Here is a 16,279-nt window from a genome sequence, read left to right on the forward strand (position 1 = left end):
TGCAGTACCTGCTTTAAGTCGGTTAAGATGTTCTGATCGGCCAGCTGACGTGCGGAAATGTTGACCGCGACGCGCAGGTTAATGACTTTATCGCGCCATTTTGCGACCTGCAGTATCACCTCAAAGATCACCCAGCGGCCTACTGGCACAATCAGTCCTGACTCTTAGCGGCCTACTGGCACAATCAGTCCTGACTCTTCGGCATACGAGATGAACTCCAGTGGCGGAATAAGTCCACGTTCCGGCGACTGCCAGCGAACCAGCGCTTCCACACTGCGCACTTCACCACGCCAGGTGACTTTAGGCTGATAGTGAATCAGCAGATGGTCGTTCTCCAGCGCGCTGCGCAGGTTGGTATCCAGCCACAGGTATTCGAAGATCCGCAGGTTCATTTCAGGAGAAAAAACGCTGAACTGACCACTTCCCGCTCCTTTGGCGGTATACATGGCGGTGTCGGCATTGCGAATAAGGCTTTCACTGTCATGTCCATGGGCCGGGGCCAGGGCGATCCCGACAGAGCAGTCGGTATGCACTTCGGTTAAGCCAATCCGAAATGAGTGACGGAGCCGGGTAAGGATCCGCGACGCAACGGCCTCAAGTGAACTCTGCGAGGTATGTGTTGCCAGGACGATAAATTTATCGCCGCCGAGTCGGGCCAGTAGCTGCTCTTCTTCCAGGCAGCTCAGAATCGCCAGAGATACGGCCTGCAACAACCGATCGCCGAACATATGTCCGTATGTGTCGTTTACTTTTTTGAAATTATCCAGGTCGAGATAAACAATCCCCACCTGGTCATTCTCAGCCAGCTCAATGGCTTCGTTAATCAATTCGTGAATTGCGTTACGGTTAGGTAACCCGGTGATAGTGTCGGTATTGGCAAGCACGCGCAGGCGTTCCTGCGCTCGCCGCTCCTCAGTGATATCAATGCCGGAACAAATCAGGAAAATTTCGTTTTTACCGCTACCGCTGTGAACGAATTTATTGCGAAACAAAAACAGCCGCTGGCCTTTGCGGGTTTTCACCCAGCGTTCGACTTCGTAGGCGTTACCATTGCGAAAGAAGCCGCTAATGTTACGTCGTGCAGCAGCAGCCTCCCGAGGGCTCATAAACAGTTTGAAAACGCTTTGTCCAATAACCTCGCGTTCTTTTAATCCTGTATAGTCTTCGCACATTCGGTTGAAGCGCTGGATATTGCCACGGTTGTCGAGGATCAGAAGGGCGGAATTTGCCTCAGAGACAACCTGTTCGGCAAAGGAGAGTCCCTGAACTAAATCACGAGCGACGTCCGGTGTGTCATGCCATGCCGACGCATTGCCTGCCCACTCACGTTTATTAATTTTTTGCCCGACCAGATGTACTGTCAAATCGTGGCCATCAACAGGCAACGTCAGCATTACGCTGGAGGTAATGACGGTCATTTCCCGGATACGTTCAGCTTGTTCTGGGGTGAGTTCAATGGCCCGTGCGGATTCGGTAAGTTCCGACGGGGACAGATGCAGGACGTTACACTCTTCCGATAAACGCCACCAGGGACTGTGCATCCCGATATAGCTATACAACGTGCCAGGCTCCCGAACGTCTTTCATCATGCTCACCATCCCGTTTAAAGTGCATACCGCCCTCAAAAGAAAGGTTAGCCATGATTTAAGTAAGGTTAATAATGGCTGAACATATTGTTTTGTTTATATATTTATTTTTAATCCAGATTCGGAAAAATGCACAGTTTCTGAGAGAAAATATCTCAGGCAGGGATAGCCAAAGCGGGGAGGAGGAACACGGCCTCTCCCGGAAGGGAAAGGCCGCTGTATGTCAGAGGATTACGCTACGGGGCGCGCAATAATGCTGCGGGTTTCCATACGGACTTCCGCGATTGTCACGTCAATAACGTCTGTCACTTTATAAACGGTTTCGCCTTTAATCTGTATGGTGCCCGTTTCCTGGCTACATACCAGCTCATCACGGACGGCGTGCAGGAACGGAGCAGGAATAAAAGCCACTGCGCCATTATCAACCAGACGAACACGCATACCGCCGCGGCTGATATCGATGATTTCTGCGGCATAGCGCGTGTCAGTACCCGCTTTGTCACTCAGGAAACGGGCGTACAGCCAGTCGCCAACATCACGTTCGGCCATGCGGTTCAGACGGCGGCGTTCTGCCATTTGCACCGTCGTCTCTTCCTGCGGACGGGTGGCGGTTTCACCTTTAATGATGGCTTTCAGCAGGCGATGGTTGATCATATCGCCATACTTACGGATAGGTGACGTCCAGGTGGCATATGCCTCCAGACCCAGGCCGAAATGTGGGCCGGGTTCGGTGCCGATTTCTGCGAAAGACTGGAAGCGGCGAATGCGGCTGTCAAGGAAACCGGAAGGTTGAGCATCCAGCTCACGACGCAGCTTGCAGAAGCCTTCCAGCGTCAGAACCTCTTGCGGATCGACATGCAAACCGTGAGTTTTCAGCAGCGCTGCCAGTGCGTCAGCGTTGGCCGGGTCAAAGCCCATATGGACGTTGTAAATCCCAAAGCCCAGTTTGTCGCGCAGCACGCGAGCGGCGCAGATGTTGGCCGCTATCATGGATTCCTCCACGATACGGTTGGCAATGCGACGAGGCTCCGCCACGATGTCCAGGACTTCACCTTTCTCGCCAAGAACAAAGCGATAATCCGGGCGATCTTTGAACACCAGCGCATGGTTGTGACGCCACTCACCGCGTTTCTCGCAGAGACGTTGCAGCAGACGGATCTGGTTGGCAATGGCGTCGTTTTCAGGCTGCCAGCTACCGCTGTTTTCCAGCCAGTCAGAGACGTTGTCGTAAGCCAGCCTGGCTTTTGATTCGATGGTTGCGGCAAAGAAGGTGATGTCATCTTCAATCGCGCCGTCCGCGGCAATCGTCATTCGGCAGGCAACGACCGGACGCACAACGTTGGCACGCAGCGAGCAGAGATCGTCAGAAAGTTCACGGGGTAACATTGGAATGTTAAAGCCCGGCAGGTAGTTGGTAAAAGCGCGAATTTTAGCGATGTTATCCAGCTTGCTGCCTTCGGCGATCCAGGCGGTGGGATCGGCAATTGCGACGGTCAGCTGCAATTTACCCTCGCCCAAATCCTGAGCATATAACGCATCGTCCATATCTTCAGTGCTGGCGCTGTCAATGGTCACGAAATCCAGGGGGGTCAGATCCTGACGAACCAGACCTTCATCGCGCATTTCGGTCGCCACGCCGTCTGGCGCCTCTTTTTCGAGATTATGGCGTGCCAGCGTCACCCACCAGGGAACGAAATGATCGTCAGCAAAGGTAATAAACTGGGTTAATTCGGCGTAGAAGGTGCGATCGCCTTTCAGCGGGTGGCGGCGCATTTCTGCCACAGCCCAGTCACCTTCTTTGAATTCATGTTCCACGCCACGCGCGGCGCGGCAGGGGATCGCATCTTTCAGCAGCGGATGGTCCGGCACGATTGACAAACGGTCGTTTTTGCCCTGAATCTTCCCGACAAAGCGAGTCAGGAAGGGTTCAACCAGTTCTTCCGGCTCAGCGGACTCACGTTCTTTTTCCGTGTGGATCACGGCGACAATGCGATCGCCATGCATCACTTTTTTCATCTGCGGCGGCGGGATGAAATAACTTTTTTGCGCGTCGACTTCCAGAAAGCCAAAGCCTTTTTCCGTGGCTTTTACTACCCCTTCAGCTCTCGGCGTCCGGGAATGCAGTTGCTGTTTAAGCTGCGCAAGCAGCGGGTTGTCCTGAAACATAATCGTCTATTTTCGTGGCCAAAAGAGCGGCTGACAGTTTTACGCGAATCTGTCTGATGCGGCAAGCGCTCTTTATGCAAATGAACCGGTTAATGTGTCTCACCCAACGCGATTTTCAGACGGTTCAACCATCCACACAATCCGCACCAGACCAGCAGGTTGATCGCGCGGGTGGTTGATGCGTCGTGTTCGAGCAAGGGGGTGAAATGCGCGGCGCTAAAACGATCGGGCGCTCTGGTTAATAATTGTATCGCCTGCGTCAGGTTACGCTCAATCGGATGTTGTCCTTCCCACCGTTCAATTTCACGCTCCCCCTGGCGAAAGAGAGTGAGCACATCGCGCCCGGAAAGATGACGGCTCTGTTCGTTAAAGCAGGCGGCGCTGCCATTGATGCGGGAGGTGAGAAGAGTCGTGAGATGCAATGCCTCCTCATCCTGGTTCATTTGCCGGGTACGGTCTGACAGCGTCCCCAGCAGCGCTAACAGCGTGGGGATATGTGCCAGCGCCGGGGCCAATAATTGTAAGCCAGTCAGGGGCTGATACCGGGCAAGGCATTCCAGCTGTTCGGCGCTGGCATAACGCATCTCCACCGGTTCATACGCGCAGTGCCAGAGTGCCTGTGGCGATTGAAAAAGTGCAGCATCCGCATATTGCTGCATATCAAGCCCAGGGATCCCGCGTACGGGATAGCCCAGATATGCCTGAAACAGCGCCACCACGCGTGCCTGAAAACCGACAAAGCCGATAATCTGGTTTATTAACACCACGTCCCAGGTTGATAACCCGACATCGCTCAGGTGCTGTCGGGCTCGCGCATCAATAACCGAGGGTGAGCTGGCAAGCTGGCGAGCGTATTGGGTGATCTGTGCCAGTCGATGGTTGCTCTCTCTGGATGAATCCGGCCCGGGAAGCGGGGCCAGCCGGGCGGCGTAATGGTTGCACAGACGCTGTACGCCGCAAACCTGAGCAACCGTCAGCGCGGTGCTTAGTCGTTCATATGCACTAAAAGTATGCAGTCGGTTCGGCGTGGGAGCGGCAGGAAACAGCGTTTGCGCAAGTTGACGGGCAGGCTGTAGCCAACCCTGAAAAGGGATGAGCGTATCCTCAGGAATGGTCAGATCCAGCAGGAAAATGTCCTCAACATTGGCAGCTTCAGGCACTAACGGCAGAACGTTCTGCGGACAGGTGCTGGACTGGGTTTCATGGTACCAGTGGCTTTTGCCTGCAATTCGGCGTTGTTCCATGGGCGTTCCTCGGTCTGAATGTGGCGATCCGGAGACGTCATTAGTCGACATTCGCCGGATCGTTTTCGCTGCATAATCCTGGCGTATGGGGGAAGGGGGATAAAAGACTGTTGGGCGATAATAAATAGCGAAACGCTATATAAGGCTAAGAGCGTGGCCCATCAGGGCTATTTTACTTGCCATTTTGAACCCGGGCAGTGCCCCGACAGCGTTTTGAACGCCGCTTGCGAATCATCCTCACGTACCACGTGTACGCTGCGGTATCTCCGCGCTGCTCGTGTTCAAACTGCCTGGGCCAGTTACGCCTGGTGGGGCTGGAGAATGTGGGCGACGACATGCCGCCCACAGGGATTATTTAAGTTCCAGTTCGTTCATTGCCGCGATGCTGAAACCCCCATCAACATGCACCACTTCGCCTGAGATACCGGCTGAGAGATCGGAACAAAGGAATGCGGCAGAATTTCCGACATCTTCAATGGTGACAGTACGACGAATTGGGGTTACCGCTTCACAGTGCGCCAGCATTTTACGAAAATCTTTAATCCCGGAAGCGGCCAGGGTGCGAATGGGGCCCGCAGAAATGGCATTAACACGGACGCCTTCCGGACCCATGGCGTTCGCCATATAGCGCACGTTAGCTTCCAGAGAGGCCTTTGCCAGCCCCATCACGTTGTAGTTCGGGATGGCGCGTTCAGCCCCCAGATAAGAGAGCGTCAGCAGAGCAGATCCCGGATTCAACATGGAACGACATGCCTTCGCCATCGCCACAAAGCTGTAAGAGCTAATATCGTGCGCGATTTTAAAGCCTTCCCGAGTGACCGCATTCACATAGTCACCATCAAGCTGATCGCCCGGAGCAAAACCGATCGAGTGTACGAAACCATCGAACGTTGGCCAGGTTTCGCCTAACGCGGCGAACATGGCGTCAATACTGGCATCTTCCGCCACGTCACATTCCAGCACGATACCGGAGCCCAGCTGGTTGGCGAATTCTTCTACGCGGCCTTTTAGTTTGTCGTTCTGGTAAGTAAACGCCAGTTCAGCCCCTTCGCGGTGCATCGCCTGTGCGATCCCCCAGGCAATAGAGAGTTTACTGGCCAAACCCGTTATCAGAATACGCTTACCGGAAAGAAAACCCATATTTTAAGTCCTTATGATCGTTTTTTCTTTTAATATCACTTAGTTGAAAGCAATATCTCACCATTATCAAAATTAGCCGGGAATAATGCTCCATTCAGACCGGCATATTTCTGTATGGCATTGAGTATATCACCTGCGAATAGCTCCGCCTCTTGCAGACAGAGAGGACGGGAAAGACGTGAATATTAGGAATTTCCTTATTTTTATGGGCTTTTTCATATATCAATACTGGAACATTCTGAAAACAAAATAATCAAGAAAATTCATAACGTTATTTTATATTGTTTTTATCGATCAATATTTATTTATTGATCACTTTTATTGATTGATCATCATTAAAAGTGCATTATCAGCGCGTTACGATCAATTGGAGTGGTCAAATGCACTATCATTTCATCGCGGAACCGCTGATGGAAACCGCAGGTAGCTTGCTGGGTGTGGAGATTTTTACCCGGTTTTACTCGGAAAATTCCCGGGTTTTGCATCCGGCCTTTATCATTGCGATGTGGGATATCGAGCAGAAGAGACGTTTTCTGCTCGATCAGTTACACGCTATCGACAGAAAACGTACCTGGTTTGAGGAGCATAGTCTGTTTTGCTCGTTGAATATCGACTTTGATATGGCGCTGTTGGCCTGCAAAGAAGATGAGATAAAGGCATTGCTCAGCGCCATGCCATTTGTGGCGCTGGAGCTTTCTGAATCATTTCCGGTTAATAATGATAGTACTCTGATCGACACACTCAGCAGAGGGGCAAACGCGCTGTGGCTTGCCGATCTGGGTTCTGGTAACGCCAACGTTTCGCTACTGCTCAGCGGCTATTTTCAGGTTGCCAAAATCGATCGGGCCTTTTTTACCGCTCAGGTGGAGAAGCCGACGTTTCCCCCACTGGTCAAAAATATCCGGCAATATTGCGGGCGCGTTATCGTCGAAGGGATAGAACAAACGCGACATATCGAAACGGTGAAAAACGCCGGCGTATGGGGGATGCAGGGGGCGCTTTTTCCTTCTGTGACGTTGCAGGAGGTCGAACGGTTGCTCCAGCCTGAACGGTTCCATTGATCTGGCTGATGCCCCCAAAATTGAGGGCATGTCAGGAGACTATCAGCGATCTTTACGCCAGGCATCGGCCGTCAGCGCTTCGCCAAAGTGGCCGGCAATTAATCGACGGGTAAGTTCATGCAGCGGTGAGGCAAGGACATCGGCGGTACTCCCGCGTTCAACCACTTCCCCCTGATGCATAACCAATACCTGATCGCTAATGTGCTTCATCATCCCAAGATGCTGGGTCACGTAAATATACGAAATCCCCTGTTTGTCCTGTAACTCAAGCATCAGATTGATAAGCTGCGAACGCATCGACATATCCAGTGAGGCTAACGCTTCGTCAGCGATGATCACCTTCGGACGCAGGATGAGCGCACGTGCCAGGCCGAGACGTTGCTTCTGTCCTGGGGCCAGCATATGCGGATAGTAGCTGACGTGATCGGGAAGCAGTCCAACCATGCGCATTGTCTCAATGATTTGCTTGCGCCGTTGCTCCGGTTCAAGTTCAGTGTTCAGGCGCAACGGGAAATCAAGGATCTGCGAGATGCGCTGGCGCGGGTTAAGCGACGTTGACGGGTCCTGGAAGATCATGCGAATGCGCTGGCTGCGAAATGAATAATCACCATATTCCAGCGGATGGTCATCAATTAACAGTTCACCGGTGGAGGGTTCAATCATCCCCGCCAGCATTTTTGCCAGCGTGGATTTCCCGGAACCGTTCTCGCCAATAATCGCCAGCGTCTGACGCTCGCGCAGGGTGAAGCTCAGCGGCTTAACCGCCTCAACGGTCTGACGACGAAACCAGCCCGTCCGGTAACGGAACGTTTTACTCAGATTGCGAACTTCAAGAAGCGTCTCAACCATGTCATTCCCTCTCCATATTGAGCGGGAAATGACAGGCGTAAAGATGGTTTTTCGCCCCGGTCAGCCGCGGCGTTTCGATACATTGACGCTGGGCGTAAGGGCAGCGTGGCCCCAGACGACAGCCTATCGGTAATTGTTCCAGCAATGGGATAGCCCCTGGCATAGTATTCAAACGGCTCTTGTGCGGCATGGCGCTACCAAAATCGGGTATCGCGCGAATGAGCGCCTGAGTGTAGGGATGGTGTGGCATTGTGACCAGCTCATTGCTCAGCGCGGTTTCAACCGTTTGCCCACAATAGAGCACATTAATTTTGTCTGCCCAGTGGCTGAGCATTTGCAGATCGTGGCTGATCAACAGAATAGTGGTGTTGCTGTTCTGATTCAGACGCGTCAGCAGACGGAAAATCTGTGCCTGCGTGGTGGGTTCCATCGCGTTTGTCGGTTCGTCGGCAATCAGCAGGCGAGGTTGATTGGCTAAAGCAATAGCAATCATCACCTTCTGACATTCGCCGTCGGTCAGCTCATACGGGAAGCTGCGCATCGCGTCTTTATGGTCTTTAATCCCGACACGGTGCAGCAGTTCAATGGCGCGGCGTTTGCGCCAGCCAATCCGTTGCCACCAGCGTCCCTTCCAGGTCCAGGCGGGGATGTTTTGCATCAACTGACGTCCAATACGTTCGGAAGGATCCAGACAGGATTGCGGCTCCTGAAAAATCATCGACACATTGTGACCGACCAGTTTGCGACGTTCGCGTGGCGAGAGGCGTAGCAGATCGATGTCGTCGAAGCGCATACGGTCAGCGGTGACCCGCCAGTTATCTTTGGCAACGCCACAGATGGCTTTGGCAATCAGACTCTTACCCGATCCCGATTCACCAACCAGCCCGCGAATTTCGCCTTCGTTTAAGGTCATACTGACGCGGTCAACGGCTTTTACCCACTCTTCACCGGTTTTGAACTCGATGGTCAGGTTGCGGATATCCAGTAATGCCATTATTCCACCCCTGCGATAATGGCGCGGCGTACGCCGTCACCGAGCAGATTTACCAACAGTACGCTGATCATAATTGCCGCTCCGGGCAACATGACGGTCCAGGGCGCGACATAAATCAGCTCCAGCGCGTCCCCTAGCATTGCTCCCCATTCCGGAGAGGGGAGCTGGGCGCCAAGATCGAGAAAGCCGAGGGCCGCGATATCGAGGATCGCCATCGACAACGCGCGGGTGATTTCGGTAATAAGACTGGCGGTAATGTTAGGCAGAACGGCGAACCAGAGGATATTGAGCGTGCTTGCACCGTCGAGGCGCGCGGCAATCACATACTCTTTTTCCAGCTCATCGTGCACCATGCTGTAGACTGAACGCACCATGCGTGGCAACAATGCCAGCCAGACGGCAAACATCGCGTGGCTAAGGTGCGGTCCGGCAAAAGCAACCACAATAATCGCCAGCAGCAATGAAGGGATAGAGAGCAGGGTGTCCAGAATGTGGTTAAGTACCGCAGAGCGCAAACCGTGCGTGGAGCCTGCGATCGCGCCAAGCCCCAGGCCACACAACGTTGCTGCGACCGTAACCACAAAGGCACCGCCGACGGTGGGTGCCGCGCCGCTGAGTAACCGGCTTAAAACATCACGTCCCAGATCGTCGGTCCCGAGAAAGAAAGAGACTTCGCCATAGCGCGACCAGGAGGGCGGCAAAAGCTGATAGCCGAGGAACTGCTGATCGAGACCGTAAGGTGCGAACCAGCCGCCAAAAATGCACAGTATGGCCAGCCCCGCGCAGCCGTACAGGCCGATCATCGCCGGGGCGTCGCCATAAAACTTACGCCAGGCAGTGCGCAACGTACCGGGTGGGCGCTTTTCGCTGTAAACGCTATCGTAAGGCATACCATTCCTTATGTTTCAAAGGGTTAGCCATAGCACCCAAAATATCAGAAATCACGTTGACGCTAATCACCAGTGAGCCAACCACCATCACGCCGGCGGAGATCGCGGCATAATCCTGCTGACGAATCGCATTAATCAGCCAGCGCCCCAGCCCCGGCCAGCTAAAGACCATTTCGGTGATCATCGCCAGGGTCAGCATGGTTGAAAATTGCAGACCCAGGCGCGGGATCACCGGCGGCAGCGCATTGTGCAGCACATGGCGACGCAGGATCGTGAGTCTTGACAGGCCACGCGTTGCGGCCGCTTTCACGTAGTTTTGATCGAAGACTTCAATGGTGCTGATGCGCATCAGGCGAATGACTTCGGTGGTAGGCGCAACGGCCAGCGTCAGTACCGGTAGCACCATATGGCGAACGGCGCTGATTATCATCTCATCGCGCCACGGTGAGTCAGAAACCCAGGCGTCAACGATGGCGAATCCGGTCACCGGTTTGACCTCATAAAGCAGATCAAAACGACCAGAAACAGGGAGCCAGCCGAGCGTCAGTGAGAAGAACAGCGTTAACAGCAGGGCGAGCCAGAAAACAGGAATAGAGAAACCGAGCAGGGCGAGGGCGCTAATAACCTGGTCCTGCCATTTATTACGGGTTATGCCAGCGAGCATCCCCACCGGGATCCCAACCATCAGGGCAAAGCCAAAGGCGAGAATGCACAGCTCCATGGTCGCGGGGAAGACCTCTTTAAGCTGCTCAGAAATAAGCTGGCCGTTGATGCTGGAGACGCCAAAATCCCAGTGGATCAGGCCGTTAAACCAGAAAACCCAGGCATTCCATAACGATGCGCCCTGTAGCGGGGCATGTGGGGTGAAGTAGCTCAGACTAAAGCCGATAAAGGTCAGGAAAAACAACGTCACAAAAAGTAACAGAATTCGACGCAAGGTGAAGATAATCATGGTTTTTTCACCTCATCACTTTTCTCTCGCGACACCCCGGCAAAAGAGGCGTTGCCAAATGGGCTCAGCACCAGCCCTTTAATGTCATACCGGTAAGCCTGCAACCGTAACGAAGAAGCCAGCGGCAGGATCGGCAACTCTTTTGCCAGAATGTTCTGAGCTTCATCATAGGCATCAATCCGCGCAGCAAGCTGTTGGGAAGAGAGTGCCTTACGCAGGATCTTATCAAACTCCGGATCGCACCAGTGGGCAAAGTTCGTTTGCGAGTTAATAGCGGCGCAGCTTAGCAGCGGACGGAAAAAGCTATCCGGGTCGTTACTGTCGGTTGCCCAGCCGGATAACGTCAGGTCATGGTTCATATCCATCAGTCGCGCCTCCTGAAAACGGCCTTCTACCGGAATAATCACAACCTTCACGCCGACTTGCGCCATATCTGCCTGGATAAGCTCAGCGGTTTTAAGCGGGCTTGGGTTCCAGGGCTGTGAGCTGGTCGGCACCCACAGTTGCAGCGTTAAGTTTTCCAGCCCCAGGGCTTTAAGCTGTTCGCGGGATTTAGCCGGGTTGTATTCTGTAATTTTAGCTTCGCTATCGTAGGCCCACGAGGCACGGGGCAAAATAGAGGCGGCGGTTTCTGCCGTGCCATAATAGATGGACTGCATCAAACGCTGGTTATTGATCGACAGCGCCAGGGCATGACGTACCGCGGGATTATTCAGCGGCGGCTTGTTCGTATTGAATGCCAGCCAGGCAATATTCATCCCGGGACGTAAGGTCAGGCGCAAACGTGGGTCATCACGCAGAATGGTGAGCTGACTGGCGGCGGGCCAGGCCAGCACATCGCACTCACCGGTAAGCAGTTTAGATAATCGCCCAGTGCCACCGGAGCCGAGATCGACCACCACCTGCGGCATCAGCGGCTTGCCGCGCCAGAAATCATCATGACGTTGCAGACGGATATATTGTCCGGCGCGATATTCCGAAACCTGGAAAGGCCCCGTACCAACCGGTTGTCTGTCGAGCTGCTCCTGATTCCCTGCCTTTGCCAGCTTTGCGGCGTATTCTGCCGACATGACTGAGGCATAGTGCGTCGCCAGGTGCCACAAGAAAGAGGCGTCGGGCTGCATCAGGCGAAACTCGACGGTGTTATTGTCCAGCTTGCGCACGCTTTGCACGTTATCAGCAAATTGCAGGCTGTCAAAGTAGGGGAAATTGCTGCCATTGACGCTGTGCCACGGGTTCTTGCGATCAAAGATCCGTTCAAAGGTGAATACCACGTCATCAGCGTTCAGCTTGCGAGTCGGCGTAAACCAGGCGGTTTTCTGAAAAGGAACATCCCGGCGCAGGTGGAAGCGGTAGGTTGCACCGTTGTCCATAACCTCCCAGCTCTGGGCCAGCTCTGGCATCAGACGGTAGGTATAAGGATCCACATCCAACAGACGGTCATACAGCTGGGCGGCGAGGGTGTCGACAATCAGTCCGCTGCTCGCTTTTTGCGGGTTAAAGGTGTTGACCTGCCCGCTGACGCAATAGACAAAGCCACTGTCGCGAATATCCGCACGCGTAGACAGTTCAGGCGCAGCAGCAGCCTGACCACTCAGGAGTCCAGCCATCACGATCAGAGACGATAAAACCAGGCGCATAATTTTTAAGGTATTATATATAAAGTGGTTATCCTACTAATTTTAAACGACATTATCCAGCATCGTTTAAGCCTGAGGGCATATTGGGGGCAGTAACGTTTGCAGTCGATCATTCAGCATCACGACCTGATCCACGTTCATACCTGCAATCCACTTTGAATATACCTCATAAACCATCTTAGCATTTTCATGGCCCATCTGACTCGCTATAAACGAAGGATTAGCTCCGGCAGATAGCAACCAACATGCATAGGTATGCCTTGACTGATAGGGCGGTCGTCTCCTTATACCTGAACGCTTTAATGCACTCTTCCAGCTCGAGCCAATGCTTGAACGCGCATAGTAGGGGCTCTTCGTTTTCGATTTATGCCCTGGATAGAATACAAACTGGACATGCTGTTGTTCTGTCCGTCCATGCTCTCTGTGATGAAAGGTAATTTCTGTTTTTTTGCTGTTACCAGTAAGGTGCCACTGCTCCTTAAGTGCTATCAGTGCGGGCTCAAGCAAAGTGATAGTTCGTTCGCCGGCAACTGTTTTCGGCGGAACGAACAAGCCTTTGTTCGTTATATTCCTGGAAATGTATATCTCTCCTTTTTCCAGGTTCACATCTTCCCAGGTCAAGGCGCAGATCTCACCATGCCGCAATCCCGTATACACTGCGAAAATCCATATGAGTCTTTTTGCTCTGGGGAGGGCCGCGATTAGCGCCTGATATTCATGAAACAGAAGTGGGTCCGGTGCCTTTTTGGAAACCGTTAGCATTTTGACGTTTTCGTGTGGAGCATGCGTAATGATCCGGTCTCTCTGTGCAAGCTTGAGGATCGCACAGAATGTTTTCATTATGTTATTTACTGTTGAAGGTGTACGTCCATGCTTATTGAAGCACGGGATATGCTTGTTAATGACATTCCCGGTAAGGAGTTCCTTTCTATACTTAAGTACGTCTGTATGTTGAATATCAGCTAATCGGGTGTGATTACCGATGATGTCCTTGAGGGTTTCAACGTGAGACACGTAGTTAGCATAAGAAGCCGCGCTGACTTCCAGTTTTTTACTTGATAAGAAGACAGCGCTTAACTCTGAGAAGGTATTAACCTTATGTGTTAATGAGAATTTTTTTATAGCTTTTGACTCTGGGAAGCGTTGTGCATAGTCAAACTTTCCAAGCTGAATTTCGCTCATAATCACAGCGCGGAGGTTGCCAGCTTTTTTCAGATTACCGCTCGTTACCTGCCAGCCCCGTAAAACTTCGCGGCAACGAATGCCGCGATAAGTAAAAGAGATCCTGATTTTCCCGTTGTGTAATTCGACGCCGGTTGGGTAGTTCATCAAATCTCCTGCACTAACTGGTTAATCTTTGGATAGTTGTACCAGAGCAGGCCTTTTGCTTTATCTGTTTCGCCTTCGGAGGTTATGCGTTTGAAGTGGATACCTTCAACCCATAGCTTTAGGCGATAATTTTTGATTTGCCCTTCGGTAAGCCCAGTCCTTTCAGCGAGCCGGGCCTCAACTACCCATTCTTCGTTAAATATTACCTGTGACATCTTTCACCTCAGGTAACCGGCACAAGTATAAAGGTGCCGGTGTAATGACGTTGATAATTCGTTATCAGGCAACCTGCCCGGGAAGATGACGTAGCCTGCGGGCACCGTTCATAGCTGTCGCTACGTAGCTGGCCTTACGGTTAACTACCTCAACCCAGACCTTCACGCCTTCAACTCTCACCGTGTATGTCTCCTTCATCTTGCTGCGTCCGTAGTCGCCGTAGCGTTCGTGATGAGTGGCCAGCGCGATGTCGCATGCCTGACGCGCTAAAGGAGATCGTGTGCTGCGGTTTATCAGTTTCATGCTGCACGCTCCGCTTGCTGTGATGCTGGGTTGAGCCACATACATTCAGTGCGAACTTTCGTACCTCTTCCGGCGCTAATACGTGACGATTTTTCCGTTTTCATCCAACCGATCAGCATGTCGTTGTACACCTCAGTGTCGTAGCCACTGATTATCACCATTCCGGTCATCGTTCTGGCCACAGCTAGCAATTGCTCATGCCCCTCAACAGTCATTTCGTGGCTGTAATAACGGTTGCCCTGAACTCTGGTTTCCGGCATATACGGCGGGTCGATGTAGTGCAGCGTGGTTTCAGCATCATGGGAACGCATCACCGCCAGTGCGTCTTTGTTCTCGATGATAACTCCCTGCAGGCGCTGGCAAACTGCCGACAAATTTTCGGGGTAACGGCCCCATAAGTGCGCCGCCGTTGCGTATTTGCGTTTACTGTCACTACGGAAACCAGACTGGCCGCCGACGCCAGCAGCAGAACCAAAACCCATGCAGGCACGAACTACCATCCGACGAGCACGTTCAACCGGGTCGGAGGTCACCTCTCTCGCCGTGCAGAATTCGTCACGTGAATACGGTGTAAGCACGCAGGCGTCTTGAAGCCGCTGGTTCATTTCCGGATCACGCAGCACTTTGAACAGATTCACCACTTCACCATCGAGATCGTTGTACACCTCGGAATAGCTGCGCGGTTTCTGGAGCAACACACCAGCGGCGCCGCCGAACGGTTCAACGTAACAAACGTGATCCGGCATCTGCTCAATAATCCATGATGCCAGGCGGAATTTACCGCCGTGATAACGGATTGCAGGGTGCTTAACAGTTTTTTCTCTTAACATATCGTAACCGGGAGGGCGACCCCTCCCGCCTCCCTTAGCCCACGTATTCCGGTTTCATATCTGCCAGGGTGATGCTGAACTGTTCGTGCAGCTCGTCGCCCAGGTGACGCTTATTTGCTGCCAGCACTCGCTCGACTTCGACGTATCGTTCCGCTGCATCCGGCTCATCTGGAAACGGTAGGGAGTTGATTGCGGCCTCAACCTTGTTGCGTGAATCAACCAAGTAATAACGTTTCACCGCTTTGTTCTTCAGCTCAGTGAACAGGGCTGAACCCAGCGTAACCTTCGCGCTTTCGATATCAGCGCGGAGCGCTTTGGCGCTATCAACATCCTGCGCAGCCTCGATTCGCTCGCGGAAATCATCAGCAAGAGCGTCGATATTTACCGATGACTCTTGTGCGCTTTGCATGGTTGTGACAGTGTCACCTGAGATGTCCGCCAGGCTAACGCGTTGCGGCGACGGGTTAATCTCTTTCTCAGTGCGCGGCTCAACTTCATCTGGACTGTAGACGCCGAGGATGACTTCTGGGCAGTACAGGCGTGCCCAGTACTTCACTGCCAGATAAGCGATCTGCTGTTTTGGCGCTGTTTTCCACAATGGAGAGTTACGTGTGGTGATATCTGCCAAGTAGATTGGTTCACTCCAGGTGATTTCTTCTTCTCCGCGCAGTACGGCGCCAACCCGGATAAACAGGCCTAATTCATCGCGGCCGTCTTTTTTGCCAGCAATTTTCTCCCAGTCACCGCCGTATTCGTAATGGAAGCGGCCAATAATGGCGCTGGAGCTGGAAATCACTGCGTTAACCAGTTGCGCTTCGTAACCCAGTACGCCATTGACCAGGTGTGTTTTCTGGGCAACCGCGTATGGATTCATTCCCCACTGCATGGCCTGCATGACGATCGCCATACAGTCAGCGGGTTTCCCCGCAAGGTGTTTGGGAACGGTGACGGCAGATTGCGCCATCAATTCAGCGAAAGAGGTGAGCTGTCCGAGCGCCTGAACGTTGAATACAGCGTTGCTGGCGGAAATGGTGTTTGGTGCCTGCTCGGTCGTGATGATGTTGGTATTTTGCATGGTC

General features: G+C 52.9%; 14 protein-coding genes and 1 pseudogene. 1 reads left to right on the forward strand and 14 read right to left on the reverse strand.

The window, feature by feature from the left end:
* The 4 genes and pseudogenes from pdeR to fabI all read right to left on the reverse strand — a co-directional run.
* A pseudogene (gene pdeR, locus C3432_RS22615) lies at positions 1-1,586 on the reverse strand (cyclic di-GMP phosphodiesterase); the annotation flags it as partial.
* A gap of 231 nt (positions 1,587-1,817) precedes the next feature.
* Positions 1,818-3,752, reverse strand: coding sequence for an exoribonuclease II (locus C3432_RS22620; RefSeq protein WP_103779128.1), 1,935 nt, complete (start codon positions 3,750-3,752; stop codon positions 1,818-1,820).
* 89 nt (positions 3,753-3,841) lie between these two features.
* Entirely contained in the window at positions 3,842-4,996 is a 1,155-nt protein-coding gene (locus C3432_RS22625) for a carboxymuconolactone decarboxylase family protein (protein ID WP_103779130.1), read from the reverse strand.
* 351 nt (positions 4,997-5,347) lie between these two features.
* Positions 5,348-6,136, reverse strand: a complete 789-nt coding sequence (gene fabI / locus C3432_RS22630; protein ID WP_103779132.1) for an enoyl-ACP reductase FabI — start codon at positions 6,134-6,136, stop codon at positions 5,348-5,350.
* A 380-nt stretch (positions 6,137-6,516) separates the two neighbouring features.
* Between fabI and C3432_RS22635 the strand changes: the two genes are divergently transcribed.
* Positions 6,517-7,197, forward strand: coding sequence for an EAL domain-containing protein (locus C3432_RS22635; protein ID WP_103779134.1), 681 nt, complete (start codon positions 6,517-6,519; stop codon positions 7,195-7,197).
* A 42-nt stretch (positions 7,198-7,239) separates the two neighbouring features.
* Here the strand turns inward: C3432_RS22635 and sapF are convergent, their stop codons facing one another.
* The 10 genes from sapF to C3432_RS22685 all read right to left on the reverse strand — a co-directional run bounded on the left by sapF (position 7,240) and on the right by C3432_RS22685 (position 16,275).
* The gene (sapF, locus tag C3432_RS22640; protein ID WP_103779136.1) at positions 7,240-8,046 is read right to left on the reverse strand and encodes a peptide ABC transporter ATP-binding protein SapF; all 807 of its coding nucleotides are present in this window, start codon (positions 8,044-8,046) and stop codon (positions 7,240-7,242) included.
* Position 8,047: 1 nt separating this feature from the next.
* A complete protein-coding gene (gene sapD, locus C3432_RS22645) occupies positions 8,048-9,040 on the reverse strand; it encodes a peptide ABC transporter ATP-binding protein SapD (RefSeq protein WP_103779138.1) in 993 nt (330 codons plus the stop codon).
* Positions 9,040-9,930, reverse strand: coding sequence for a putrescine export ABC transporter permease SapC (sapC, locus tag C3432_RS22650; RefSeq protein ID WP_103779140.1), 891 nt, complete (start codon positions 9,928-9,930; stop codon positions 9,040-9,042). The genes sapD and sapC overlap by 1 nt, the downstream gene beginning before the upstream one ends.
* On the reverse strand, positions 9,917-10,882 hold the full coding sequence (sapB, locus tag C3432_RS22655) for a peptide ABC transporter permease SapB (RefSeq protein ID WP_103779142.1): 966 nt from the start codon (positions 10,880-10,882) through the stop codon (positions 9,917-9,919). The genes sapC and sapB overlap by 14 nt, the downstream gene beginning before the upstream one ends.
* Entirely contained in the window at positions 10,879-12,522 is a 1,644-nt protein-coding gene (sapA, locus tag C3432_RS22660; RefSeq protein WP_103779144.1) for an ABC transporter substrate-binding protein SapA, read from the reverse strand. Before sapA ends, sapB begins: the two co-directional genes overlap by 4 nt.
* A 66-nt stretch (positions 12,523-12,588) precedes the next feature.
* Entirely contained in the window at positions 12,589-13,851 is a 1,263-nt protein-coding gene (locus C3432_RS22665) for a tyrosine-type recombinase/integrase (protein ID WP_103779146.1), read from the reverse strand.
* Positions 13,851-14,066, reverse strand: coding sequence for an excisionase family protein (gene xisR / locus C3432_RS22670; protein ID WP_103779148.1), 216 nt, complete (start codon positions 14,064-14,066; stop codon positions 13,851-13,853). The genes C3432_RS22665 and xisR overlap by 1 nt, the downstream gene beginning before the upstream one ends.
* A gap of 64 nt (positions 14,067-14,130) precedes the next feature.
* Positions 14,131-14,370 carry a DUF4060 family protein gene (locus C3432_RS22675; RefSeq protein WP_103779150.1) on the reverse strand — a complete coding sequence of 80 codons (240 nt, stop codon included), beginning with the start codon at positions 14,368-14,370 and terminating at the stop codon, positions 14,131-14,133.
* Positions 14,367-15,200, reverse strand: coding sequence for a DNA adenine methylase (locus tag C3432_RS22680; protein ID WP_103779152.1), 834 nt, complete (start codon positions 15,198-15,200; stop codon positions 14,367-14,369). Before C3432_RS22680 ends, C3432_RS22675 begins: the two co-directional genes overlap by 4 nt.
* 34 nt (positions 15,201-15,234) lie before the next feature.
* A complete protein-coding gene (locus tag C3432_RS22685; RefSeq protein WP_103779154.1) occupies positions 15,235-16,275 on the reverse strand; it encodes a RecT family recombinase in 1,041 nt (346 codons plus the stop codon).
* Between the last annotated feature and the right edge of the window lie 4 nt (positions 16,276-16,279).

Origin of the sequence: Citrobacter amalonaticus (assembly GCF_002918555.1) — a bacterium.
GTDB lineage: Bacteria > Pseudomonadota > Gammaproteobacteria > Enterobacterales > Enterobacteriaceae > Citrobacter_C > Citrobacter_C amalonaticus_A.